Annotated in this window: 20 protein-coding genes; 10 read left to right on the top strand and 10 right to left on the bottom strand. The window is 67.2% G+C overall.

The genetic code is table 11. The features are described 5' to 3' along the window. A partial coding sequence (locus Q0627_RS12670) for a glutamate ABC transporter substrate-binding protein (RefSeq protein ID WP_298810320.1) occupies positions 1-885 on the bottom strand: 885 nt, incomplete at its 3' end. Then, a complete protein-coding gene (locus tag Q0627_RS12675; protein WP_291014560.1) occupies positions 885-1,613 on the bottom strand; it encodes an amino acid ABC transporter ATP-binding protein in 729 nt (242 codons plus the stop codon). The genes Q0627_RS12670 and Q0627_RS12675, both read right to left, overlap by 1 nt. Positions 1,614-1,895: 282 nt before the next feature. Here Q0627_RS12675 and miaB point away from each other — a divergent pair, with 282 nt between their 5' ends. Both miaB and Q0627_RS12685 read left to right on the top strand, forming a co-directional pair. Further along, positions 1,896-3,440, top strand: a complete 1,545-nt coding sequence (gene miaB / locus Q0627_RS12680; RefSeq protein ID WP_291015652.1) for a tRNA (N6-isopentenyl adenosine(37)-C2)-methylthiotransferase MiaB — start codon at positions 1,896-1,898, stop codon at positions 3,438-3,440. A 12-nt stretch (positions 3,441-3,452) separates the two neighbouring features. Further along, the gene (locus Q0627_RS12685) at positions 3,453-4,085 is read left to right on the top strand and encodes a hypothetical protein (RefSeq protein ID WP_291015647.1); all 633 of its coding nucleotides are present in this window, start codon (positions 3,453-3,455) and stop codon (positions 4,083-4,085) included. Between the two features lie 68 nt (positions 4,086-4,153). Here Q0627_RS12685 and Q0627_RS12690 read toward each other — a convergent pair whose 3' ends face one another. After that, positions 4,154-5,515 (bottom strand): DUF349 domain-containing protein, encoded by a 1,362-nt coding sequence (locus Q0627_RS12690; RefSeq protein ID WP_298810324.1) that lies wholly within the window; start codon positions 5,513-5,515, stop codon positions 4,154-4,156. Between the two features lie 277 nt (positions 5,516-5,792). Between Q0627_RS12690 and Q0627_RS12695 the strand changes: the two genes are divergently transcribed. Both Q0627_RS12695 and miaA read left to right on the top strand, forming a co-directional pair. After that, positions 5,793-6,599 carry a hypothetical protein gene (locus Q0627_RS12695; RefSeq protein WP_298810327.1) on the top strand — a complete coding sequence of 269 codons (807 nt, stop codon included), beginning with the start codon at positions 5,793-5,795 and terminating at the stop codon, positions 6,597-6,599. Next, on the top strand, positions 6,596-7,522 hold the full coding sequence (miaA, locus tag Q0627_RS12700) for a tRNA (adenosine(37)-N6)-dimethylallyltransferase MiaA (protein ID WP_298810329.1): 927 nt from the start codon (positions 6,596-6,598) through the stop codon (positions 7,520-7,522). The genes Q0627_RS12695 and miaA overlap by 4 nt, the downstream gene beginning before the upstream one ends. Positions 7,523-7,543: 21 nt before the next feature. Here miaA and Q0627_RS12705 read toward each other — a convergent pair whose 3' ends face one another. Further along, the gene (locus Q0627_RS12705; RefSeq protein WP_291015641.1) at positions 7,544-8,275 is read right to left on the bottom strand and encodes a M15 family metallopeptidase; all 732 of its coding nucleotides are present in this window, start codon (positions 8,273-8,275) and stop codon (positions 7,544-7,546) included. A gap of 59 nt (positions 8,276-8,334) precedes the next feature. Here Q0627_RS12705 and dapF point away from each other — a divergent pair, with 59 nt between their 5' ends. Further along, the gene (dapF, locus tag Q0627_RS12710; protein ID WP_291015640.1) at positions 8,335-9,237 is read left to right on the top strand and encodes a diaminopimelate epimerase; all 903 of its coding nucleotides are present in this window, start codon (positions 8,335-8,337) and stop codon (positions 9,235-9,237) included. Positions 9,238-9,418: 181 nt separating this feature from the next. Further along, positions 9,419-10,807 (top strand): GTPase HflX, encoded by a 1,389-nt coding sequence (gene hflX / locus Q0627_RS12715; RefSeq protein WP_291015651.1) that lies wholly within the window; start codon positions 9,419-9,421, stop codon positions 10,805-10,807. A gap of 76 nt (positions 10,808-10,883) precedes the next feature. On the opposite strand, the gene Q0627_RS12720 is transcribed toward hflX, so the two are convergent. From Q0627_RS12720 to Q0627_RS12735, 4 genes are all read right to left on the bottom strand, one after another. Continuing rightward, positions 10,884-11,144, bottom strand: a complete 261-nt coding sequence (locus Q0627_RS12720) for an HPr family phosphocarrier protein (RefSeq protein ID WP_291015639.1) — start codon at positions 11,142-11,144, stop codon at positions 10,884-10,886. 67 nt (positions 11,145-11,211) lie between these two features. Next, positions 11,212-13,299, bottom strand: coding sequence for a fructose-specific PTS transporter subunit EIIC (locus Q0627_RS12725; RefSeq protein ID WP_291015638.1), 2,088 nt, complete (start codon positions 13,297-13,299; stop codon positions 11,212-11,214). A gap of 41 nt (positions 13,300-13,340) precedes the next feature. Next, entirely contained in the window at positions 13,341-14,330 is a 990-nt protein-coding gene (locus tag Q0627_RS12730; protein ID WP_298810334.1) for a 1-phosphofructokinase family hexose kinase, read from the bottom strand. Beyond that, entirely contained in the window at positions 14,327-15,097 is a 771-nt protein-coding gene (locus tag Q0627_RS12735; RefSeq protein WP_291015635.1) for a DeoR/GlpR family DNA-binding transcription regulator, read from the bottom strand. Before Q0627_RS12735 ends, Q0627_RS12730 begins: the two co-directional genes overlap by 4 nt. A 532-nt stretch (positions 15,098-15,629) precedes the next feature. Here Q0627_RS12735 and ptsP point away from each other — a divergent pair. Then, positions 15,630-17,294, top strand: coding sequence for a phosphoenolpyruvate--protein phosphotransferase (ptsP, locus tag Q0627_RS12740; RefSeq protein ID WP_291015633.1), 1,665 nt, complete (start codon positions 15,630-15,632; stop codon positions 17,292-17,294). Positions 17,295-17,398: 104 nt separating this feature from the next. On the opposite strand, the gene lexA is transcribed toward ptsP, so the two are convergent. Next, entirely contained in the window at positions 17,399-18,082 is a 684-nt protein-coding gene (lexA, locus tag Q0627_RS12745; protein WP_298810337.1) for a transcriptional repressor LexA, read from the bottom strand. Positions 18,083-18,312: 230 nt separating this feature from the next. Here lexA and Q0627_RS12750 point away from each other — a divergent pair, with 230 nt between their 5' ends. Together Q0627_RS12750 and nrdR are read left to right on the top strand one after the other, a co-directional pair. Beyond that, the gene (locus Q0627_RS12750) at positions 18,313-18,789 is read left to right on the top strand and encodes a LysM peptidoglycan-binding domain-containing protein (protein WP_291015629.1); all 477 of its coding nucleotides are present in this window, start codon (positions 18,313-18,315) and stop codon (positions 18,787-18,789) included. A gap of 194 nt (positions 18,790-18,983) precedes the next feature. Further along, on the top strand, positions 18,984-19,457 hold the full coding sequence (gene nrdR, locus Q0627_RS12755; RefSeq protein WP_291015649.1) for a transcriptional regulator NrdR: 474 nt from the start codon (positions 18,984-18,986) through the stop codon (positions 19,455-19,457). Positions 19,458-19,467: 10 nt separating this feature from the next. On the opposite strand, the gene hrpA is transcribed toward nrdR, so the two are convergent. After that, on the bottom strand, positions 19,468-23,469 hold the full coding sequence (gene hrpA, locus Q0627_RS12760; RefSeq protein WP_298810339.1) for an ATP-dependent RNA helicase HrpA: 4,002 nt from the start codon (positions 23,467-23,469) through the stop codon (positions 19,468-19,470). A 66-nt stretch (positions 23,470-23,535) separates the two neighbouring features. On the opposite strand from hrpA, the gene Q0627_RS12765 reads away from it, so the two are divergent. Then, positions 23,536-24,765, top strand: a complete 1,230-nt coding sequence (locus tag Q0627_RS12765; RefSeq protein ID WP_291016817.1) for an aspartate aminotransferase family protein — start codon at positions 23,536-23,538, stop codon at positions 24,763-24,765. Positions 24,766-24,771: the final 6 nt, after the last annotated feature.

A 24,771-nucleotide genomic window follows, 5' to 3' on the forward strand; every position in this document is an offset into this window, starting at 1 on the left:
ATCGACGAACTCGTCACCGAGGTTCTTGCGGATCGCCGTCATCCACTCGGAGATGCCGTCGGCGCCCGGCTTGAGCATCGCGGTGAGCGCCTCGTTGAGCAGCGCAACCGCCTCGCCGTCGTCCTTGCCGACGCCGATGCCGTACCGCTCGGTGGAGAACGGCGCACCGGCGGACTTGAGTGCGTCCTTGACGCAGGCGTCCTTCGGGTAGGTCATCTCGACCAGCTTGAACTCGCCTGACCAGAAGTTGGAGTACCCGGCCAGAATCGACTCGTCGGTGGTCAGTGCGTCGACCTTGCCCCGGCGCAGACCCTCGACGCAGGCCGAGTACGAATCGAACTCCTGCAGCTGGACCGACGGGAGCTGGGCCTTGACGTTCTGTGCCGACGTCGAACCCGTCACCGAGCAGAGCTTCTTGTCCTTCTGCAGGTCGGTGAGCTGGGTGATCGAGTCGTCGTCGCGGCGCACCAGCAGACCCTGATAGGTCACCAGGTACGGGCCCGCGAACGACACCTTCTTGGATCGGGCCGCGTTGATCGAGTAGGTGGCGGCGATGGTGTCGACCTCACCGTTCTCGATCATCGCCTCCCGGCGTGCCGACGGAGTCTCGCGCCATTTGACCTTGGGATGCTTGACCCCGAGCTTGTCGGCGATGTGGTTGACGACGTACCGCGAGACGTCGGCGTCGAATCCGTCGACGCCGCCGTTGTCGGGGTTGTAGATGCCCAGCCCGGGTTGGTCGAATTTGGTACCCAGCACAACCGACCCCTTCCGGATGGAGTCGACGAGGCTGCGCGGTTCGGTGCTGCCGCATCCGGCCAGGAGCGCGCCGACAGTGCCCAGGACCGCGATCAGGATGGTGAGGGTAACCGTCTGCCGTCGCATCAGTGCCCCAGAATTTTGCTCAGGAAGTCCTTGGCGCGTTCGGACTTGGGTGCGGTGAAGAAGCTCTCCGGATCGGTGTCCTCGATGACAGCGCCGTCGGCCATGAAGATGATCCGGTCGGCGGCCTTGCGGGCGAAGCCCATCTCGTGGGTCACCACGAGCATCGTCATGCCCTCCTTGGCCAGCGACACCATGACGTCGAGGACCTCGTTGACCATCTCGGGGTCGAGGGCCGACGTCGGCTCGTCGAACAGCATGATCTTCGGTTCCATCGCGAGCGAGCGGGCGATGGCCACACGCTGCTGCTGACCACCGGACAGTTGTGCGGGGTACTTGTCCTTCTGGCTGGCGATGCCGACACGGTCGAGGAGTTCGAGGGCCCGCTTGGTCGCGTCGGCCTTGCTCTTCTTACGGACCTTGATCGGTGCGAGGGTGACGTTGTCGAGGATCGTCTTGTGCGCGAACAGGTTGAAGGACTGGAACACCATGCCGACGTCGGCACGCAGGGCGGCGAGGTCCTTGCCTTCGGACGGCAGCAGGGTGCCCTCGATACGGATCTCGCCGCTGTCGATGGGTTCGAGGCGGTTGATCGTTCGACACAGGGTGGACTTGCCCGATCCGGACGGGCCCAGGACCACCACGACCTGCCCGCGGGGCACCTCGAGATTGATGTTCTTGAGAACGTGCAGGGGACCGAAGTGTTTCTCGACCCCCTTGATGGAGATCATCGGGGTACCACCTGGTGAGCTCCCCGACGACGGTGACGACGAAATATCCTTGGAAGGTGCATTCGGCGAATCGGTCATGAACAAACCCTAGTGCGCACTCGGACATCAGGCGCGCCGAAACGATAAGCTTGTTTGCCGTTGCTCACGAGTCCGATCCGGACGGCCTCACGAGTCCGTTCCGGACGGCCTCACGAGTCCGTTCCGGACGGGGGCGGGCGATTTGCGTCGGGTTAGTACTCTGGACGGGTGAGTATCGAGTTGTCCGAGCGTGCGCCGGAACCCATGGCGGCCGTGACGGATTTGGCAGGGACCGTATCGGGGGAGACGCTGAGCTATCAGGTCCGCACGTACGGCTGCCAGATGAATGTGCACGATTCCGAGCGGATCTCCGGCCTCCTGGAGGGGGCCGGCTATGTCCGCGCCGCCGAAGACGACGAGGCCGACCTCGTCGTGTTCAATACGTGCGCCATCCGCGAGAACGCCGACAACAAGCTGTACGGCAATCTCTCACACCTGGCCCCGGTCAAGTCCCGCAAGCCCGGAATGCAGATCGCGGTCGGCGGCTGCCTGGCGCAGAAGGACAAGGACACGGTGCTGCGCAAGGCACCGTGGGTGGACGTGGTGTTCGGCACCCACAACATCGGGTCGCTGCCCGCACTGCTGGATCGTGCCCGGCACAACGAGGCCGCGCAGGTGGAGATCCTCGACTCCCTCGAACGGTTTCCGTCGACGCTGCCGGCCAAACGAGACTCTGCGTACTCGGGTTGGGTGTCGGTGTCGGTGGGCTGCAACAACACCTGCACGTTCTGCATCGTGCCGTCGCTGCGCGGCAAGGAGGTCGACCGGCGACCGGGCGATGTCCTGGCCGAGGTGCAGGCGCTCGTCGATCAGGGTGTTCTGGAGGTGACGCTGCTAGGGCAGAACGTGAACGCTTACGGCATGTCGTTCGCCGACCCCGACCAGCCACGTAACCGGGGTGCGTTCGCCGAACTGCTACGGGCGTGCGGCGACATCGACGGTCTGGAACGCGTCCGCTTCACCTCGCCGCATCCGGCCGAGTTCACCGACGACGTGATCGAGGCGATGGCGCAGACCCCCAACGTGTGCCCCCAACTGCACATGCCGCTGCAGTCCGGGTCCGACCGCATTCTCAAGGCGATGCGCCGCAGCTACCGGCAGCGCAAGTTTCTGGGCATCCTCGACAAGGTGCGTGAGGCGATGCCGCACGCGGCCATCACCACCGACATCATCGTCGGGTTCCCCGGCGAGACTGAGGAGGACTTCCAGGCCACTCTCGACGTCGTGGAGCAGGCCCGGTTCTCCAGCGCGTTCACCTTCCAGTATTCGCCGCGACCGGGAACCCCGGCAGCCACGATGGACGACCAGGTGCCGCCGGAGGTCGTCTCGGAGCGGTACAAGCGGCTCATCGCCCTGCAGGAGAAGATCTGCCTCGACGAGAACCAGCGCCTGGTCGGTACCGAGGCCGAACTGCTTGTCGTCGCCGACGAGGGTCGTAAATCCGCTGCCACACAACGGAAGACAGGTCGTGCCCGTGACGGCAGACTGGTGCATTTCACAGCCGGTTACCGGGCGCAGGCGATCCGGCCGGGTGATGTGGTGACCACCACGATCACCGGTGCCGCACCGCATCACCTGGTCGCCGACGCGGGCGTCATCAGCCACCGCACGACCCGCGCCGGTGACGCACACGAGAAGGCGATCACGCCGGTCACCGCACCGATCGGTGTCGGGCTGGGCATGCCGTCGATGGGTCCACGGCCCGCCGAGCCCGCCGTAACGGGCTGCTCGGTCGGTTGCGGGTCCTGAAAGGAGAGCGCAGTGAACGAGCACATCGGACCTGCCCAAAGTCCCGCGGGCGGACAGTTCGCGGCCTACGAGGCGGACCTGCGGGCCGCCGAGAAGAAAGTGGCGGGTGAGATCGATCCGGGAGCCCGGGCGCTCATGGTGGCCGTCGGGATACTGCTGGCGATGCTGTCGCTGGTCTTGCCGCACACCGGCGACGCGAGCGGTATCGAGGTGCTGGCCTCGGGCGCCGACGCCGATGCCGCCCACCTCAACATCACCTCGCGGATCTTCGTCTTCATGCTCGTCATCTTTCCCATCGGGGCGTCGGCCGCGGCGCTGCTGACCCGCAGGTGGGTCGTCGCCTGGGTCGCGTTGTGCGGCACCGCGGTGACCTGCGTCGCCGGGATGCTGGCGTGGTGGTCACGGCACACACCGGGCGTCGGGGGCGTGGAACCGCCGTCAGGCGTCGGCATCGGGCTGGTGCTCGGCGAGATCGCGGCGCTGCTGCTCGCGTTCCACTGGGCCCGGATCGTGTGGGCGCGGAGCACCTACCATCTGGCTCTGGAAGAGGAGCGCAGGCGCGAGGCCGCCGAACGCGACGAGTTGGCCCGGGTACTGCAAAGCCGCCCCCGATCGGCCACGGGCGATGAGGACGGGCCGCACTAGGCGGCGAAGCAACGGGTCAGGGCCACCGGAGGATGTTCCCGGTGGCCCTGACCCGTTTGTGAGGTGACTCAGCGATCGGAGATGGCGCTACGCGCCGCTTCGGCCCACTCACGCCACTGCGCGGCCTGCTCACGCAGCTTGGCGGCGTCGCGGTCCTTACCTCGCTCGGCGGCCTTGGTGGCCTGTTCCTCGAACTGGGCCGCACGGTCGGCGAACTGCGCCGCACGCGCCTCGGCCTCAGGATCGGTGCGCTGCCACTGGGCGTCCTCGGCGTCCCGGATCCTCTTCTCCAGTGCGCGGGCCCGGTTCTCGAGGGCGTGCATCTGCTCGCGTGGCACTTTGCCGATCTCGTCCCACTTGTCGCGGAACGCGCGGAACTCGCGCCGTGCCGCATCGAGATCGGTATTCGGCGTGATCAGCTTTTCGGCCTCGGCGAGCAGAGCCAGCTTCTCCGACGCGTTGGCGGCGAACTCGTTGTCCCGCTCGGAGGCCACGGAATTCCGGGCGGCGAAGAACAAGTCCTGAGCGGCTTTGAACCGCTGCCACAGGGCATCGTCGGTGTCTCGGGGTGCACGTCCGGCAGCCTTCCACTCGGCGAGCAGGTCCCGGAACTTCGCGGCCGTGGGCGCCCAGTCGGTGGACGAGGAGAGTTCCTCGGCCTTGGCGATGATCTCCTCCTTGCGCACTTTGGCACCGACCCGCTCGCGGTCGAGCTCGGCGAAGTGTGCGCCCCGTCGTCTGTTGAAGGCGTCGCGGGCCTTGGCGTAGCGCTTCCACAGCTGGTCGTCGGTCTTGCGGTCGACGCCCTTGATGCCCTTCCATTCGTCGAGAATGGCCCGTAGCCGGTCGCCGGATGCCTTCCACTGCGTCGAATCGGCGCCGATCTGTTCGGCTTCGGCCGCCAGCTCTTCTTTCCGGGCGATCGCCGTCGCCCTGGCCTCCTCGCGGGCGCTGCGCTGGGCCGATGCCACATCGTCGGCGCTGGACACGATGGCGGTCAACCGTCGTTCGATGGCGGCGACGTCGCCGAGGACCGTCGCTGTCGGCAGTTCGTCGAGCAGGTGCTTGGCGCTCTGCTGGGCCTTGCGAGGATCTCCCGATCCGGCGGCCAGCCGTTCTTCGAGGATCTCGACTTCGGTGGCCAGGTCGTCGAATCGCCGGGCGAAATGCGCGAGTCCATCCTCGATCGACCCCGCCTGCCACGAGCCGATCGAACGCTCACCCTCGGCTGTCTTGAGCCACACCACGCCGTCGGAGTCGATGCGCCCGAACGCGTGCGGGTCGCCGTGCGGAACCGGTGCGTGCGTCGGAGGAATTGCCGCCGACGGTCTGGGGCCGGGCCGCGGTCCGGGGCGAGGCCCGGGCCGGGGAGCAGGAGCCGGGCGTGGGGTTCCCTGGTCGTTCGCGGTGGGATCGGTCGGATTGGTCATTTGCTCACACGTCCCTGCACTCGTTTGTGCCGCGCGTCGCGGCTGCCGTTATCGCTGACATCGGCGACCACAGTGACATGGAACGCCGATCATCTCCACCATTCAAACAGTTCAGGCGAGTTGGTGTCGCGTCCTCCCGCGTTTTTCGGCGATTGTCGCCCGATGTTCTCGCTGATGGTTGCGTGGTCGATCACGCAGTGGTAGCCGGTCGGAAGCGCGGCGGGAGCCGGTGCCCGGCCGGACACCGCTGCACGCTGTTCGGATACCGTGGCCCATTGTGTTGGCCCGCGTCGTCTTCGTTCCGAGTGCGCCCTTGGTGGTGCCACAACTGGCCGGTCCCCGGGCGACGGACACGGCCGCGGTACGTGACGCCGTCCGGTCTGCCGGGTCGGCGCTCGCGGAGTTCGCCCCGGATTGGGTGGCCATCGGCGCCGCCGACATCCCCGGCACACGATTGGCGACGCGTGGGTCGTTCGCGCCCTACGGCGTCGATGTCGGTGTGTCGTTGCGCGCCCACGACCGCGCCGACGGCGACGTCCACGACGAAGGTGACGGGCGCCGGGGTCTGGCGACATCGCCCGGCGAGACGGACGCCGCGGGGCTCGCCGGCAGGCTCCCACTGTCCATGCTGATCGCGGCCTGGGTACGCGAGGCCGCCGGGGCGGATCGGGTCGAACCGTTGACCATCGATCCGGACGAGACACCGGACCGATGTCTGCATGTGGGCCGGACGCTGGCCGCCGAGCTGGCGGCAACGGACAGGCCCGTCGGCGTGTTGGTCGTGGGCGACGGTTCCACACAACTGAGTCCGTCGGCCCCCGGCGGTGGTCTGGTACAGGAGTCGGTCACGCTCAACGATCAGCTGGTCGCGGCCATCGGAGCCGGAGACCGTGACCTGCTGGCCGGCCTGTCGGCCGAGGCATGCGACCGAGCCGGAGTCGGTGGCCGCGCAGCATGGCAGGTAGCGGCAGGACTGGGCGACGGATTGCCGATCACCGCACATCTGGACTATGCCGGAGCACCGTTCGGCGTCGGGTACGTCGTCGCATCCTGGACGCCCGGGACACGGACTTCCCTGACATGAGCGGTGGGTCATCGAAACCGCCTGTGCCGGTCGCGATCGTCGGGCCCACCGCGAGCGGCAAGTCGGCGCTGGGCCTCGATATCGCCGAACGGCTCGGCGGCCAGATCGTCAACGTCGATGCGATGGCCCAGTACCGCGGCATGGACATCGGTACTGCCAAACCGCCCGTCGCCGAGCGGCGCGGCATCATCCACCATCAGCTCGACGTCCTCGACGTCACCGAGACGGCGACCGTCGCGCGCTACCAGGACGCAGCCCGCGCCGACATCGAACGACTCCTTGGCACCGGCATCACACCCGTCATCGTCGGCGGATCGATGCTGTACGTACAGGCACTTCTCGACGACTGGTCGTTTCCCGCCACCGATCCGCTTGTCCGAGCCGGGTACGAGCAGCAACTTGCCGACATCGGTGTCGCAGCGATGCACCGTCTGCTTGCCGAGGTGGACCCGCAGGCGGCCGCCACGATCCTCGATACCGACGGCCGACGCATCGTGCGTGCGCTGGAAGTCGTCGAACTGACCGGAAAGCCGTTTGCCGCGTCGGCCCCGACAATCGGCGAACCACGGTGGGGCACGATCATCCTTGCGGTCGACCGGGACACCGCGGCCCTCGACGAACGGATCGCCCGGCGCACCGGGCAGATGTTCACCGATGGGCTGGTGGCCGAGGTCGAGGCACTGTGCGAGGCAGGGCTCCGAGAGGGAGTCACCGCGCCGCGGGCGATCGGCTACGCCCAAGTGCTCGACTATCTCGACGGCACGATCGACCTTGACCAGGCGCGCGAACTCACCTTCATCGGGACCCGCCGCTACGTGCGGCAGCAACGCTCGTGGTTCCGCCGCGACCATCGGATCACCTGGCTCGACGGCGGCGACCCGGACCTGCTGACCACCGCGATGGGGGTTGTCGGATCCGATTGAACGGCACCGTCGTCGTCGGCGTCAGATAGGTGGCACGTCGATGATGGGGCGGTGCACATCCGCGCCGGGACCGTCGAAGTGCCACCATTCGCCCGAATAGACCCGTAGGCCGCCGGTGCCCATCACCGTCCGTAGCCGGGCCCGCGCGGCTCGTGCCGAGGGTGACACGCCTTCGGTGGCGTACGCGGTTGCCCGCGGGGTGAACGAGTCGAAGCCGGTGCCCATATCGACGAGGCAGTACTGGTACAGGCGACTTGCGGCGGGGCAGCCGGGTCGCCGGACCGCCAGCGTCACATCCACCGAGCGACCTGATTCGTGGCTGACCGAATACGGGCCGGGCGCCGCGACCCACGCCGGATCGGGCACCTTGTCGTACATCCTCTGCTGTACCGAATGTGGCCGGTAACAGTCCCAGAACACGAGCTTCTCGCCCCGTCGCGCGGACCGGAGGGCGCTGCCGGCCGCGCGCAGCCCGGGAATCATCGACCGGTGGACCAGGCAGCGGGCGTTCACCGGATACAGGCGTACACCGACGAAGTTTCGCGTGGTCGCGTAGCGCAGATCGATGATGGCGTCGGGCACCACCGTGCGGACGTCAACCAGCCCGGCTGCCCGAGCCGCACCGTTGACCGGCGTCGCCGCGGGAGTGGCGGAGGTCTGCCCGGACATCGAGGTGCCGCCGGAACAACCGATCGCGGCGGTCACCGCCAGCGCCGTCACGCACAGCCGTGCCGGTGTCGTTCGAAGCCGCATGTCCCTGTAGTACCACGCATTCGTCCGGCCGCGCCGATCCGGCACGTAGTGTTGTGACGATGAGCGATACCGACGCGCTGCGTTTTGTCAAAGGGCACGGAACCCAGAACGACTTCGTGGTGCTCGCCGATCCTGCCGCCGAACTCGATCTCGGCGTCGATGTGGTGGCCGCGATCTGCGACCGGCAGCGAGGCATCGGAGCGGACGGTCTGTTGCGCGTAGCCCGCGCGGTCGCCTTGGTTGAGCGTGGGATCCTCGACGGACTGCCTGATGGTGTCCGGCCCGACGACTGGTTCATGGACTACCGCAACGCCGACGGGTCGATCGCCGAGATGTGCGGCAACGGGGTTCGGGTGTTCGCGCACTATGTGCGAGCCACCGGACTGATCGACACCGACACGTTCTCCGTGGGCTCGCGGGCCGGAGCGCGTCCGGTGATCGTGCACTCCCACGACGACGTGCACGCCGATGTCACCGTCGTGATGGGGCAGGCTCGCGTCGACGGTCAATCACAGGCGCGAGTCGGGGAGACGACTTACACGGGCGCTGTTGTCGATGTCGGCAATCCGCATCTGGCCTGTGTGGTTCCCGACCTCACCCCGCAGCTGCTGGCCGAAGTCGACTTCTCCGCAGGTGTCACGATCGACTCCGTCGTGTTCCCGAACGGCACCAACCTCGAACTCGTCACCCCCGCGCGGCCTACCGACGGAGATGCCGACTGGGCTGCGGACATGCGGGTCTTCGAGCGGGGAGTGGGTGAGACCCGCAGCTGCGGTACCGGGCTCGTCGCCGCAGGCAAGGCCTCGCTCGGTGTGCTCAGTGAGGATTCGGGATCGTTGCGTATCACCGTCCCGGGCGGATCGGTGCTGGTCACGATCACCGCCGACGGGGCGACGCTGCGCGGACCGTCGATGCTTGTCGCCGAGGGCCGCTTCCGGCCGGGATGGTCGCGCGACGGCTGATCAGCAGACCGGAACCGGGGCGAAAAAGCAGATGCCCGGGATATGTGCACCGTGTCATCATGGAGGGCAAATGACTGAATCTTCATCCCACACCTCCGCAGATCTCACCGACGAGCCCGACTTCGACCCCGACGACTTCGGCCCGGTCACCGCCGGTTCCGGGACGGCCTCGGCATTCCGCATGGCACCGCCGACCACCGGTGAGCAACTACTGTCCGATCGAGCCTCGCTGCAGCGTGTCGCCGGACTGTCCACCGAACTCGAGGACGTCACCGAGGTCGAGTACCGACAGCTGCGCCTGGAACGGGTCGTGCTGGTCGGCGTGTGGACCGAGGGCACCGTCGCGCAGGCGAAGGCGAGCATGGTGGAACTCGCAGCCCTGGCCGAAACCGCCGGTTCGCAGGTTCTCGACGGTCTCATCCAGCGCCGGTCCACCCCCGACGCCGCGACCTACATCGGCTCGGGTAAGGCCGACGAACTCCGCGAGGTTGTGCTCACGACCGGCGCCGACACCGTCATCTGCGACGGCGAACTGACCCCGGCGCAGCTGACCGCCCTGGAGAAGGTCGTCAAGGTCAAGGTCATCGACCGCACCGCGCTGATCCTGGACATCTTCGCCCAGCACGCCACCTCACGCGAGGGTAAGGCGCAGGTGTCACTCGCCCAGATGGAGTACATGCTCCCGAGGCTGCGCGGCTGGGGTGAGTCCATGTCGCGCCAGGCCGGTGGCCGGGCCGGCAGCAACGGTGGCGTGGGCCTGCGTGGCCCCGGCGAGACCAAGATCGAGACCGATCGCCGCCGCATCCGGGAACGGATGGCCAAGTTGCGCCGCGAGATCCGCGAGATGAAGACCGCACGGACAACCAAACGCGCTGCGCGGCAACGGAGTTCGATTCCCAAGATCACGGTCGCCGGCTACACCAACGCGGGCAAGTCCAGCCTCGTCAACGCGATGACCGGATCCGGTGTCCTGGTTCAGGATGCGCTGTTCGCCACCCTTGATCCCACCACTCGCCGCGCCACTCTCACAGACGGACGTCAGGTTGTGTTCACCGACACCGTCGGATTCGTACGGCACCTGCCTACTCAACTCGTAGAGGCGTTCCGGTCGACGCTTGAGGAGGTCGTCGATGCCGATCTGCTCCTGCATGTCGTCGACGGGTCGGATCCCTTTCCGCTCGAACAGATCTCGGCGGTACGCCGGGTGATCAACGAGGTCGTCGCCGACGAGGGCTCCGCCGCTCCGCCGGAGCTGCTGGTGGTCAACAAGATCGACGCGATCGACGAGACCCGGCGTACCGAACTGCGTGGCATGCTCGGCGGCGCGATGTTCGTCTCGGCGCAGACCGGGGAGGGGCTCCCCGAGTTGTTCGACCGAATCCGCACCGAGATCGCGCGCGGCGACGTTGAGGTGACGATCGCGGTGCCGTTCAGCCGCGGCGACGTGGTCTCCCGCATCCACCGCGACGGCGAGGTGCTCTCGACCGACCACGACGCACAGGGCACCGTCATGCGGGTACGGGTGCCGGCGTCGATGGCCGGTGAGCTCGCCGAGTTGCGGGTGTCTTAGCACTCGCCGCCCAGAACGAACGGTTCCGGCCCGTCACGCACAATGCGTGACGGGCCGGAACCATCAGGACGACAGGCTATTCGGCGTCGAGATCCTTGGCGACGATCGCGGCGATCGCGTCGACGGTGGCCTGATCGTCGGCGCTGATGACCACGGGAGTGCCCTTCTCCGCACCGAGGGTCATGATCAGCAGGGCCGAACCGGCGTCCACGGGCTCTTCGCCTTCGAGGCCGATGGTGACCGACTGCCCGGTTTCCGCGGCGGCCTCGGCGATGATGGTGGCGGGGCGGGCGTGCAGGCCGACCGCGGATCCGACGGTGACGGTGGTGCTGGGCATGAGATATTTCTCCTTCAATTGAGCGGTATTCAGTGGGGTATGGCGGGTTGCTGCGATCGTAGGCGGGTCAGGCCGCGACCGTCTGCGGTTGCGCGGTATCGCCGGACTTGTTGCTGGGCTTCCAGAATTGTTTGGCCGCGGTGACGGCCAGCCCGGAGACGACGGTGCCGGCGAGAAGAGCCACGAGGAACAGGCCCCAGTTGTTCATCGCGAAGAACACGAACACGCCGCCGTGCGGTGCGCGCAGCTCCACGCCGAATGCCATGCACAGTGCGCCGGTGACGGCTCCGCCGAGCATCGTCGACGGGATCACCCGCAGGGGATCGGTCGCCGCGAACGGGATCGCGCCCTCGGAGATGAACGACGCGCCCAGCAGCCAGGCGGCTTTGCCGTTCTCCTTCTCCGGGTCCGAATACAGGCCCGGCCGCAGCACGGTCGACAGGGCCATCGCCAGCGGTGGCACCATGCCGGCGCACATCACCGCGGCCATGATCTGGTACTGCGCGTCGCCGGCGGTGGCCGAGGCGATTCCGGCGGTGGCGAACAGGTATGCCGACTTGTTGAGCGGGCCGCCGAGGTCGAAGCACATCATCAGTCCGAGCACGATTCCGAGTGCGACAGCCGAACCGCCGGACATCGAATCGAGGCCGTCGTTGAGCCTGTCCATCAGCCACGACAGCGGCCTGCCGAGCACCATGTACAGCACACCGCCGACCGCTGCGCTGCCGAGCAAGGGGATGATCACCACCGGCTGTAGGCCACGCGCCCACTGAGGCAGCGGGATTCGGGCGATCCACAGGCACACCACACCGGCTATGAGACCACCGAGCAGCGCACCGAGGAAGTTCGCGCCGATGGCGACCGACACCAGACCGGCCACGAAACCGGGGGCGATGCCGGGCCGGTCGGCGATTGCGAACGCGATGTATGCGGCAAGAACCGGTACGGCCAGGCCGAGGGCCGCGCCGCCGATGGCGAAGCTCACCGCACCCAGGTAGGTGCCGATGCCGCCGTCGGGCAGATTGGTGATGGTGTTGTGCAGCGCGATGTAGGCGCCGTCGGACAGCGAACCGCCCGGGTCGAGGGTGGACTTGCCGATCTCGTACCCGGCGAGCAGGAAGCCGAGTGCGATGAGCAGGCCGCCGGCGGCGACGAACGGGATCATGTAGCTGACGCCGGTCATCAATGCCTGTCGGGTCTGCCCGCCCAGTCCGACGCCGCCGCCGGCCGGTGCCACGTCGTCGGCGGCGCCGCCTTCTGCTCCGGCCACTCGTGCGGCATTCGGATCACCCGCCGCCGCAACGGCTTCGGCGATCATCTTGTCCGGCTCGTTGATGGCCCGTTTGACGCCGGAGGCGATCACGGGTTTGCCCGCGAACCGCTCCTTGCCCTTGACGCCGACATCGGTGGCGAAGATGACCGCGCCCGCATCCGAGATCACCTTCGGATCGAAAGGCGTTGTCGCCGAGGATCCTTGCGTTTCGACGTGAAACTCGACACCGGCCCGCTCGGCCGCGTACTTGAGTGCGTCGGCGGCCATGTAGGTGTGGGCGATGCCGGTGGGGCACGCGGTGATCGCGACGATCGACGGCTTGTCGGAAGCTGCCGGTGCCGTCTCGGTTGTCGCGGTGGGGGTCACCGCTGCCGGCGCCGCTGTGGCCGACGCTGCTGCGGCGGCAGGAGCAGCGGTCTTCTTGGGCGCCGGAGTGATCGCCCCGTCCACGAGTTCGACGATGCGTTCGGGGGTTTCGGCCGAACGCAGATCCGCGACGAAGTCGGGCCGCACCAGGGCGCGGGCCAGCGCACTGAGCAGCTTCATGTGCTCGCTGCCCCCACCCGCCGGTGCGGCGATGAGGAAGACGATGTCCGCCGGTCCGTCCGGTGCTCCGAAGTCGACCTTGGGCGCGAGCCGGGCCATAGCCAGGCTCGCTTCGGTGACCGATTCGGCGCGGGCATGCGGGATGGCGATGCCGCCGGGCAACCCGGTCGCCGACTTGGCTTCCCGGGCCAGGGCGGCCTCGACGAGGTCCGAGGCGTCCGTGGTGCGGCCTGCCTCGCCGAGCGCTCCAGCGAGAAAGCCGATCACCGCCGGTGGATCGGCACCGGCGTCGACATCGAGCCGCACCGTGTCGACGGTGATGATCTGTTGTGCCATGGGGTCTTCCTTTGTCGGGGTTCCTCTGCGAAAGGGGAGCGTCAGCGGATCGGGGTCAGTTCGGTGAGGACGACTCGCTCGAGATCGAGCTGAGCCGGCGATGGCGGCTGGGTACCGGCCAGCCCGGCCGCCGCCGCACCGTAGGCGACGGCCGAACGCAGCCGCTCGGGTTCGGGCTCACCTCGCAATGCGGCCAGGACGTAACCGGCCAGTGACGAGTCGCCGGCGCCGACGGTGCTTCGGGTGACAGTGGGTGGCGGGATCGCCGCCCAGCTGCCGGATGCGGTGGTGAGCACCGCGCCCGCCGCACCCAGCGTGGCCAGCACCGAACCTCCGGTGCGGGCGGACAATTCGGTCGCAGCAGCGACTATCGGTGCCAGATCTCCTGCTGCCGCAGCCGATTTGAGAACTGCGGAGTCCGCACCGGTGACCTCGGCGAGCTCTTCGTCATTGGGTTTGAGCAGGTCCGACCGTCCGCCGGCGGCAGCGACCAGCGGCGGCCCGGAAGTGTCGACGGCGACACGGCACGGCAGGTCGGCCAGGGCGTCGAGGAGCGTCCGGTACCAGTTGTCGGGCAGGCCCGGTGGCAGCGATCCGCACAGCGCCACCCACGCCGCCGACGCGGCGTGTTCGAGCACGAGTTCGGTCAGGCGCCGCGCCTGATCGGTGTCGAGAGCCACCCCGGGCGCGTTGATCTTGGTGGTGGTGCCGTCGGGTTCGGCGATGGTGAGGTTGGACCGGATCTCGCCGTCGACGGGCATGGTCCGGTACGGCAATCCGACGTCATTGAGTGCGGCGAGCAGCGGGTCACCGTCGCGACCGGGAAGCAGCGCCAGCGTGGGCACTCCCGCCTCCGCGGCGACCCGCGAGACGTTGACGCCCTTGCCGCCCGGTTCGGCGCGGGAGCCGGCGGCACGCTGCACCTCGCCGCGCTGCAGGACGCCCGGCAATTCCAGGGTGCGGTCCAGACTGGGGTTGGCCGTGAGCGTCACGATGTCGAAGTGAGCGGAGCTGTCGGGTGCGGCGGTCATGCGAGAACAACCTCGATTCCGTGGTCGGCGAGTTCGGCGGCGTCCGTCGGGCTGACCGTCGAGTCGGTGATGAGAACGTCGACCTCGTCGAGGGAGGCGAAGCGGACGAGGTCCTCCCGGCCCATCTTTGATGAATCTGCAAGCACCACAACCTGATCCGCAGACGACACCATCGCGCGTTTGACGGCTGCCTCCTCGGGATAGGGTGTCGAGAGGCCGTGGCGCGTGGTGATCGCGTTGGTGCCGATGAACGCCGTCGATACCCGCAGGCGTGCGATGGCGGCGACGGTATCGGCGCCGACGGTGGCCTGGGTCAGGCCGCGCACCCGACCGCCGACAGCGTGGACGAAGCCGTCGGAGTGGTTGGTCAGCACACCCGCGATAGGGATGCTGTTGGTGATCAACGTGAGGCCGTGGCCGTGGGGAAGTGCCATCGCGGCCTGAAACGTCGTGGTGCCCGCGTCGAAGAGCACTGACCCGCCGTTCGGTGGCAGGAACTTCATCGCCGCCGTTCCTATCGCGAGCTTGCGGTCGACGTGCGTGGTCTCCCGGACATCGAGGCCTTGCTCGGCGACGACGCGGATGAGGCCGGGCCGCACAGCACCACCGTGGACGCGTTGTAGATGACCGGCGCGTTCGAGCGTGGCCAGATCCCTGCGGACGGTTTCACTGGTGACGGAGAACCGGCCGGCGAGATCGGCGACCGAGGCGCGACCGATGCGGCGCACCTCGTCGGCGATCGCCTGCTGACGTTCCTCCGCGTACACGCGCACTCCGTTCGTTGATGGGGCAGCTCATTGGCCAGGGTTTGACACCCCTGGACTTTTCATTGGTCAGGGTTTGACACCCCTGGACTTCGACCGCGTCCGGTCGGTAGGGCTCGACCTTCTTCTGATCGTTCCCTCCAGAACCACATAACACCACATACCAGAAGGTGTGTATCGGCTTGAGTTGCCCGATCATTGGTGTGAGTTTGTGTGAGCTACGTTTGATTTAGTTGTTGATATCACTGTGTTTACGCTTGTCTCTGGTTCAAGTCAAGGCACAAATGTAGTGTAAATCACAGAAGAGGTCCGTGATGAGCGATTTCGTGGGTAGATTCGCATGGCGAGTACGCGGCGTGGCCGATCTGTGGGTTTGTGTATGAGTGTGTCCGACTCTGTTGACAGAACCGCAACTGCCTGCGAGTCTTGATTCACCGAACTGTTAGCTGAGTCACATGCTGACTCGTAGTCTCGAAGGTTCCTCGCAGCTGCGGTGCCGGAGTGAGGGACCGCCACGTCACAAGGATGGTGGACCATGCCCACAACAGCACTCAAGGGAACGCCCGTCGTCGGCGGCATCGCCTACGGGCCGGCATTGTGGCCGGGCGAGCGTCCGGTATATTCGCCGTCCGGCTCCGCCGACGTACCCGAGGGTGAGCGTGACGCCGAGGCGAATCGGTTCACCGAAGCCGCTGCCGCCGTCGCGGGACGGCTGCGTGAGCGGGCGTCGCATTCCAGTGGTGTGGCCGCAGAGGTCCTGTCCGCGACCGCGGGGCTCGCCGAGGATCGTGGCTGGGTGGGTGCGGCCAAGAAGCGGATCGCCAAGGGCGTGCGGGCTCCGGCTGCGGCGATCGCAGCAACCGAGGAGTTCGCGGCACTGTTCACCAAACTGGGTGGACTGATGGCAGAACGCGTGACCGACCTCAACGATGTGCGTGACCGGGTGGTGGCAGAACTGCTCGGCGTGCCCGAACCCGGTGTGCCGGTGCCCGATACGCCGTCGATCCTGGTCGCCGACGATCTGGCACCTGCCGATACCGCGGGGCTCGACCCGTCCCTGGTCACCGCGCTGGTGACCAGGCTCGGCGGACCGACCAGCCATACCGCGATCATCGCGCGCCAGCTGGGCATCCCGTGCGTCGTGGCAGTCTCCGAGCTCGCCGACGTGGCGGCGGGCACCACGATCCTGGTCGACGGCACCACCGGCGTCATCGAGATCGAACCCGATGCGGAACAGGCACGGTCGCGTGTCGAGGAGAGTCGTCGGATTGCTCAGGCGGCGGCCGCATGGTCAGGTCCCGGTCGTACGGCCGACGGCCACAGCGTCTCGATCCTCGCGAATGTTGCCGACGGTACGTCGGCCCGGGCGGCCACTGATCATCCCGTTGAAGGAGTGGGTCTGTTCCGTACGGAGCTCGCCTTTCTCGACAGGGCCGACGAGCCGTCGGTCGACGAGCAGGCCGCTCTGTACAGGGAGGTGATCGATGCCTTCGATGGTCACAAGGTGGTGATCCGGACGCTTGACGCCGGGTCGGACAAGCCGCTGAAGTTCGTGTCGCAGGAGCATGAGCCGAACCCCGCGATGGGCGTCCGTGGCAACCGGATCGCCTCGGTCCACCCCGAGATCCGTACCCACCAGCTCGACGCGATCGCCCGGGCCGCCGAGAACGCAAGTGTCACACCGTGGGTGATGGCACCGATGATCGCCGGGGCGGGTGAGGCCGAGGAATTCGCCGCCGAGGTACGCGGCCGCGGGCTCGTTGCGGGTGTGATGATCGAGATCCCCGCCGCAGCGGTACTCGCACCCGCGATCCTGTCCAAGGTCGACTTCGTCTCGATCGGCACCAACGACCTGACGCAGTACACGATGGCCGCCGACCGGATGTCGGCCGAACTCGCCGCGTTCACCGATCCGTGGCAGCCCGCGGTGCTGAATCTGGTGGCCAACGTCGCCCGGGCGGGCAAGGATCTCGGCAAACCCGTCGGCGTGTGCGGTGAGGCGGCAGCCGATCCGTTGCTGGCGTGCGTCCTGGTCGGACTCGGGGTCACCTCGCTTTCGAGCGCACCGGTCGCCGCCGCGGCGGTGGGTGCGCGGCTGTCGCAGACAACCAGTGACCAGTGCCGTGAAGCCGCCGAAGCGGCTCTCGCAGCGGAAGACCCGGAGGCCGCGCGGACGGCGGCGGCCGCAATTCTGCTGTAGGTCCTGCGGAGACGAATCGAACTCGCCCGGAAAGTGTTCCGGGCGAGTTCGATTCGTGTCTGGGGGCCTTCGTGTCTGGGGGCCTTCGTGTCTGTGGGCCTTCGTCAAACGCGGCGCATAACGGTGACGACCTTGCCGAGGATGGCCGCGTCGTCACCGGGGATCGGCTGGAAGTGGACGTTGTGTGGCATCAGCCAGACGTGTCCGTCTTTGCGTTTGAAGGTCTTGACGGTGGCCTCGCCGTCGATCATCGCCGCGACGATGTCGCCGTTGTCGGCGACGTTCTGCTGGCGCACGACCACCCAGTCACCGTCGCAGATGGCGGCGTCGATCATCGACTCACCGACGACGCGCAGCATGAACAGTGAACCCTCGCCCACCAACTCGCGCGGTAGTGGAAACACGTCCTCCACAGCCTCTTCCGCGAGGATCGGGCCACCGGCGGCGATCCGGCCGAGGACCGGCACGAATGTGGGCTCCGGCAGACTCGAGTCGACCACGGTGGGCTTGGTCGGCGAGTGGTCGGAATCCTGGACGTTGACCGCGCGCGGACGATTGTGATCGCGTTTGAGCAGCCCCTTGCGTTCGAGCGTGCGCAGCTGATGGGCCACCGACGACGTGGACGCCAAACCGACCTCGTCGCCGATCTCACGAATGCTGGGCGGGTAGCCACGCTCACGCACAGAGGCCCGGATAACCTCGAGCACGGCACGCTGACGCGGAGTCAGCGATTCCTCTGCCACAGCGACATCGGGTGTGCCGGACGGTTCTCCGGTCTTGTCACTCATGGATGTTCTCTCCTGTCGGTCAAGCCTGCCGGTCAAGCTTTTTTGGCGTGATTCGTCGAGATGTTCGATCGCCAGCCTAGACGAACTTTCGCCTGCTTACCAAACGTTTGTTCGAGATCCGCGCGACTTTGTCGCACCCCCGTGGTACAAATCGAACATCAGTTCATCGAACAACTGATCGAACAACTCGAACACCGAATGCCCGTCGAACAACCTCGGAGGTGGTGGCCATGGCCGCGACATTCGCAGAACCCGCCCGCCGCACGACATCCACTCATGACCGGCTCGCTCCGCTGCGACCGGCCGGGCATCACGGCGCCGGTCCGCGCCGGTCCGGCCACCGGACACCGGTTCCGGCCGGGACGCGCTGCACCGCACCGGGGCATGACCCACGCCAGATCGCTTCATGGGAGACGATCGCCCGGCGCCGCGCGTCCGCGACCGCAGTCCTGGTGGGTGCCCTGCTCGCGGCAGGTGTCTGGGTGCTGGTCATCGTCGGCAACAACTATGCCGACGCGGTGGCGCCCGATCCCACCGGCACCGCGGTCGTGTACGTGCGCTCGGGGGAGTCGTTGTCGTCGGTGGCCGCCCGGGTCGCCCCGGGATACCCCGTCGAAGCGGTGGTCGAGCGGATTCGTGAGCTCAACGACCTCGCCTCGTCCGGCGTGGTCCCCGGTCAGCCGCTGCTCGTGCCCCGATACCGATGAGCCCGATTCAGATGAACCGTGACCACGCCGCGGAGAGCAGGCACCGGCGCTGCGACGGGGTGTCCGCTGTCAGGGGTGCATCGAGCGCTCTGCTGATCGGCGGTATTCTCATGCCACAGGGTCCAGTCGGAAACCGACACGGTGTGACCGTTCCGCGGTGCGCCGGCGCGCCCCTCGACGGTCATGAGGACAACATGCGCTGCCCGTTTTGCCGCAACGAGGACACCAAGGTCATCGACTCACGTGTCGCCGACGAAGGGCAGGCGATCCGGCGCAGGCGGGCCTGTCAGGAATGCGGCCGCCGCTTCTCCACCGTCGAGAGCGCGGTGCTCTCGGTGGTCAAACGTAACGGAGTCACCGAACCTTTCAGCCGCGAGAAGGTGATGCGCGGCGTGCGTCGGGCCTGCCAGGGCCGACACGTCGACGAGGATTCGCTGGCGTTGCTCGCCCAGCAGGTGGAGGAGGCCATCCGGGCATCGGGTGCGGCCGAGATCCCCAGCAACGAGGTTGGATTGGCCATCCTGCGCCCGCTGCGCGACCTCGATGAGGTGGCCTATCTGCGCTTCGCGTCGGTGTACCGATCGTTCGATTCGGTGGAGGATTTCCAGCGCGAGATCGATGACCTTCGGGCGGTCTCGAATACGGCGGCCTCCGCGGAAGCAGGGTAGTGCGGGGCTGTCACCGCAGTGCGTCGATGGCCTTGATGACCCGCTTCTCCGACACCGGATAGGCGGTGCCGAGTCGCTGCGCGAACAGGCCGACCCGCAGTTCCTCGACCATCCACTGTGCCTCGTCGTTGACCGCATCCCGACGCGCGGCCGGTACTTTCGTGAGTCGGGAGTTCCAGTGTTCGATGACCCTGTCGATGCTGCGCAACCCTTGCGCGTCGCGATCGGCACCGCCGGGCAGTGCGTCGAGCCGTTGCTGCGCGGCCTGTAGATAGCGGGGTAGATGCCGCAGCGCCGACAGCGGCGTGGCTGCGATGAACCCTTCGAAGATCAAATGGTCGAGTTGTTCTGCGACATCGTCCGCGGCGGCGGAGCCGGCGTGCAAGTCGATGAGCCGGCGCAGTGGCGCGACTTCCCGCAGGGCTGCGATTGCCGCCGAAAAGTGTTCCGGTGCAGTCGATCGCACCTTCGGACTCAGTGCTGCGAGCAGGTGGCCGAAATCGTCGGGTGACCGCACCGCCGACACCTCGGAGATACGGTCGGCAACGGCGTCACGGATCGCGCGGAAGGTGCAGTCGGCGACCATCCGGTCGCGATCGCGGTAGGGGCTCTGGCTCAGACTCAACTTGCCCAGCGGATCGAGGCCCGCTGTGATCTTCGGTGTGAGTGCCGGAATCCTGTGGTCGAGCATCGCCGCCACCGCCACCGGCAGGTGTCGGTCACGTTCGGCGGCAGAGGTGGCGGCGGTGACCTGAACGGCGAAGCGAGAACCCGCCGGGACGGTGAGTAGGGCAGGGTAGCGGGTGACTCTCTGGCCGGCGATGGTCGTGGTGATCGAGTCGGACAGCGTGCCGATTCCGTCGGCTGTCCAGTCGGTGAAGGTGGGTGCCTTCTCCGTGCGGGAGCCGGAGCCCGGCGTTACCTTCTTGCGGAGTTCCGGCAGTGATCGCCCGGAGGCCACTTCTTGCCCGGATCCGTCGACCACGCTGAAGTTCATGACCAGGTGTTTGGGCAGTGCAGCCGGTGTGAAGTCGGAGGCGGCGATCGACGATCCGGTGATCACCGACAGTTCCCGCGCCAAACCTGCTACGAGCGGTTCCGAACGTGGCTTCAGGCGTGAGAGGGCGAGGTCAGCGAACCTGCTCGCCGGTGCCATGGTCTTGCGTACCTGCTTGGGAAGGGTCTTGATCAGCTCGGTGGCCACATCGCTGCGCAGGCCAGGCACGAGCCAGTCGAAGCCGGCGGGTCGCACGTGGGCCAGGAGCGGTTCGGGGATCACCACGGTCACACCGTCGTCGTCGGCCGTCGGATCGAACCGGTACCGCAGTTCCAGCGTCGCCTCACCCTGCCGCCATGCTGGTGGAAAATCCTTGTCGGCGTTGGGAACTGTGGTGGCGAACTGGGTCGGGTCGAGGTCGAGCAGTGCAGGTTCGGTGCGGCGGGCCTTCTTCCACCAGGTGTCGAAATGCCGGGTGGATACACAGTCGGCGCCGACCCTGGTGTCGTAGAAGTCGAACAGCTGATCCTCGGTGATCGAGATGTCGCGGCGGCGGATGCGTTGCTCGATGTCATCGACGGCGTCGAGCAGGTCGCGGTTCTTCTGGAAGAACTCGTGCGTGTTGGTCCATTCGCCGTCGACGAGTGCGTGGCGGATGAACAGTTCCCGCGAGACGACCGGGTCGATGGTGCCGTAGTCGACGCGGCGGCGGGCCACCAGCGTCACTCCATACAGCGTCACCTTCTCGTAGGCCATCGCCGCACCCCGGCGCTGCGACCAGTGGGGCTCGCTATAGGTGCGTTTGACCAGATCCCCGGCCAGGCGCTCGGCCCACAGTGGATCGACCGCCGCGACTGTATGCGCGAAAAGTCTTGAGGTTTCCAGGATTTCGGCCGCCATGAGGAACGCCGGCGGCTTCTTGGCCAGTGCCGACCCGGGAAAGATCGCCAGCGTCGTGCCGCGGGCGCCCGAATACTCGCGGGTGTCGCCGTTGCGGGCGGCGATGTTGCCGAGCAGACCCGACAGTACCGACCGGTGCACGGCGTCGGGATCGACCTCGACCTCGGGTATCTGCCAGTCCAGGTCGCGCACGATGCGGGTGAGTTGGGCATGGAGGTCACGCCATTCGCGGATACGCAGGAAGTGCAGGAACTCGCGTTCGCACATGCGGCGGAACTGGTTGCCCGACAGTTCCTTTCGTTGCTCGTTGAGGTACTTCCAGAGCATGAGATGGCCGAGGAACTCCGACTTGTCGGCGACGAACCGCCGGTGCGCGGTGTCTGCGGCCTCGCGCGCGTCGACGGGACGCTCACGTACATCGGGAACCGACAGCGCCGCGGCGATCACAAGAACATGGTCGAGGCAGCCGAGGGTGCGGGCCTCCACCAGCATCCGGGCCAGGCGGGGGTCGACGGGCAGTCGCGCCATCGTGCGGCCCACGTCGGTGAGTTGCGGTCCACGCGATCGCGGCCGCCGATCGTCGGAGTCCTTCGCTGTCTCGATGGACGTTTCGCTGATCGCCCCCAACTCGAGCAACGTGCCCAGGCCATCACGGATCGCCCGCGGATCGGGGGCCTGCACGAAGGGGAACTCGGCGACGTCGCCGAGACGTAGCGAGGCCATCTGCAAGATCACCGCGGCAAGGTTGGTGCGCAGGATCTCCGGGTCGGTGAACCCGTCGCGGGAATCGAAATCCTCCTCGCTGTAGAGACGAATGCAGACACCGGGCGCCACACGGCCACACCGGCCGGCGCGTTGTCGCGCACTGGCCTGCGAAACCGGTTCGACGGGAAGACGATTCACCTTGGTGCGGGTCGAATAGCGCGAGATGCGGGCGGTACCGACGTCGATGACGTACCTGATGCCGGGCACGGTCAGCGAGGTTTCGGCGACGTTGGTGGCCAGCACGATCCGCCGGCCGTCGGAGGGGGAGAACACCTTCTGCTGGTCGGCTATCGACAGGCGCGCGAACAGCGGCACGATCTCGGCCCCGCCGGCAGCCCGCCGTTTGAGTGCCTCTGCGGTGTCGCGGATGTCGCGTTCGGTGGGCAGGAAAACGAGGATGTCGCCGCGCTCGTGGGCCCACAGTTCGGTGATCGCGGCGTCGATGCCCTGGATCTGGTCGAGGTCGGCGTGATCGTGTTCGGAGTCGGGTGCATCACGCGAAGTGAGTGGCCGATACCGGACCTCGACCGGGTACGTGCGTCCGGATACTTCGATGATGGGTACGTCGGGATTGCCGGGAACCGCGAAATGCTGTGCGAACCGGCCGGGTTCGATGGTCGCCGAGGTGATGATCACCTTCAGATCCCGGCGGCGCGGCAGCAATTGCTTGAGATAGCCGAGGATGAAGTCGATATTGAGGCTGCGCTCGTGCGCCTCGTCGATGATGAGGGTGTCGTAGGCACGCAGCATCGGGTCGGTGGAGATCTCGCGCAGCAGGATGCCGTCGGTCATCACCTTGACCAGGGTGTTTGCGCCCGAACGGTCGGTGAAGCGCACCGAATAGCCGACGGCGTCGCCGATCTGGGTACCGGTCTCGTCGGCGATACGTTTGGCCACGGAACTGGCGGCGATGCGCCGGGGCTGGGTGTGCCCGATGGTGCCGCGAATCCCGCGGCCGGCCTCCAGACAGATCTTGGGCAACTGTGTGGTCTTGCCCGAACCTGTTTCGCCTGCCACCACAATCACCTGGTGTGCTTGGAGGGCGGCGGCGATCTCCTCACGTGCCGCGCTGACAGGTAGCTCCGCCGGATAGTCGAGTCGTGGCATGCGTGCGCGGCGGGTCTCGACGCGGCCCTTGGCACCGGTGATGTCTGCCGCGATCGATTCGAGCGCTTGGGTTTTCGGGGCGCGTCCGAGCTTGTCGAGCCGTCGGCGGAACCGGAACTCATCGGCGATCGTCAGCTCCGGCAACTGCTGCCGGAGCGCGGTGACGGTGAGGGTGGCGTCCGGTGCATCTGCGGGTGAGATCGACGGTGCGGGACCGGATGAGGGATTCGAGGGTGCCGACATGATGTGTTCAGGATAGTGGGGGGACCCAGATCGCAGCGCGATCACGCACCGGGCATGATGTCTGCCATGGTTGATTCGCTGTGGCATGGCTTTGCCGACATGGGTTCCGTCGTCGCGAACGGACGGTTCGTGGTTGCCCGGGGTGAGGGCACCCGGATCTGGGATACCAACGGCAACGAGTACCTCGATGCGACGGCGGGTCTGTGGTTCACCAACGTCGGGCACGGCCGCACCGAGGTGGCACAGGCCGTCGCCGACCAGCTGACCAAGGTGGCGCACTACTCGGGTTTCGGCGACACGACCGCCGACATCACCGTCGAACTCGCCGACCGGCTCGGCGATATCGCGCCGGTGCCCGGCAGCAAGGTGTTCTTCACCTCCGGCGGCAGCGACTCGGTCGACTCGGCCGCCAAACTGGCCCGCCGCTATTGGCACGAGATGGGCAAACCCGAGAAGAACATCATCGTCGGACGCACCAAGGCCTACCACGGCATGCACGTGGCGGGCACCGCATTGGCAGGCATCCCGCTCAACCGCGAGGGCTACGGCGAACTCATGCCCGACGCTGAAACCGTCGACTGGGACAACGCGAAAAGCCTGCTCGGCCTTATCGAACGACTCGGCGCCGACCGGATCGCCGCGTTCTTCTGCGAACCGATCATCGGGGCCGGCGGCATCTACCTGCCGCCGGACGGCTACCTCGACGAGGTGCGCCAGATCTGCCGCGACAACGACGTCCTGTTCGTCGCCGACGAAGTGGTCACCGGATTCGGCCGCATCGGCGGATCCTGGTTCGCCTCGTCGCGACTGAACCTCGAACCGGACATGATGACCACTGCCAAGGGCTTGACCTCCGGATATGTGCCGATGGGTGCGGTGTTCATCGCACCGAAGGTCGCCGAACCGTTCTTCTCCGGGGGCGTGTGGTGGCGCCACGGCTACACCTACGGCGGTCACGCCGGTGCCGCGGCGGCATCGATGGCGGTCCTGGACATCACCGAACGCGAGAACCTGCTCGACGAGGCGCTGCGCCTGGAAGGCGACCTGGCCACCGCACTGTCACCACTGGCCGACCTCGACACCGTCTCCGAGGTGCGCACCGGCCTGGGTGCGGTCACCGCGATCCAGCTCGCCGACCCCGCCGAGGGGCCGGCGATGCTCGGCCGGATGCGCGCCCAGGGGGTCAGCGGCCGCGTCGCCGGCCAGGGCGCCTTGCAGATCTCGCCGTCATTCGTCATGACCACCGCCGAGGTCACCGAACTCGCCGACCGCCTCGAAGCGGCTCTCACGTTCTGAGGGATT

Source organism: uncultured Gordonia sp., from assembly GCF_937858515.1.
Lineage (GTDB): Bacteria > Actinomycetota > Actinomycetes > Mycobacteriales > Mycobacteriaceae > Gordonia.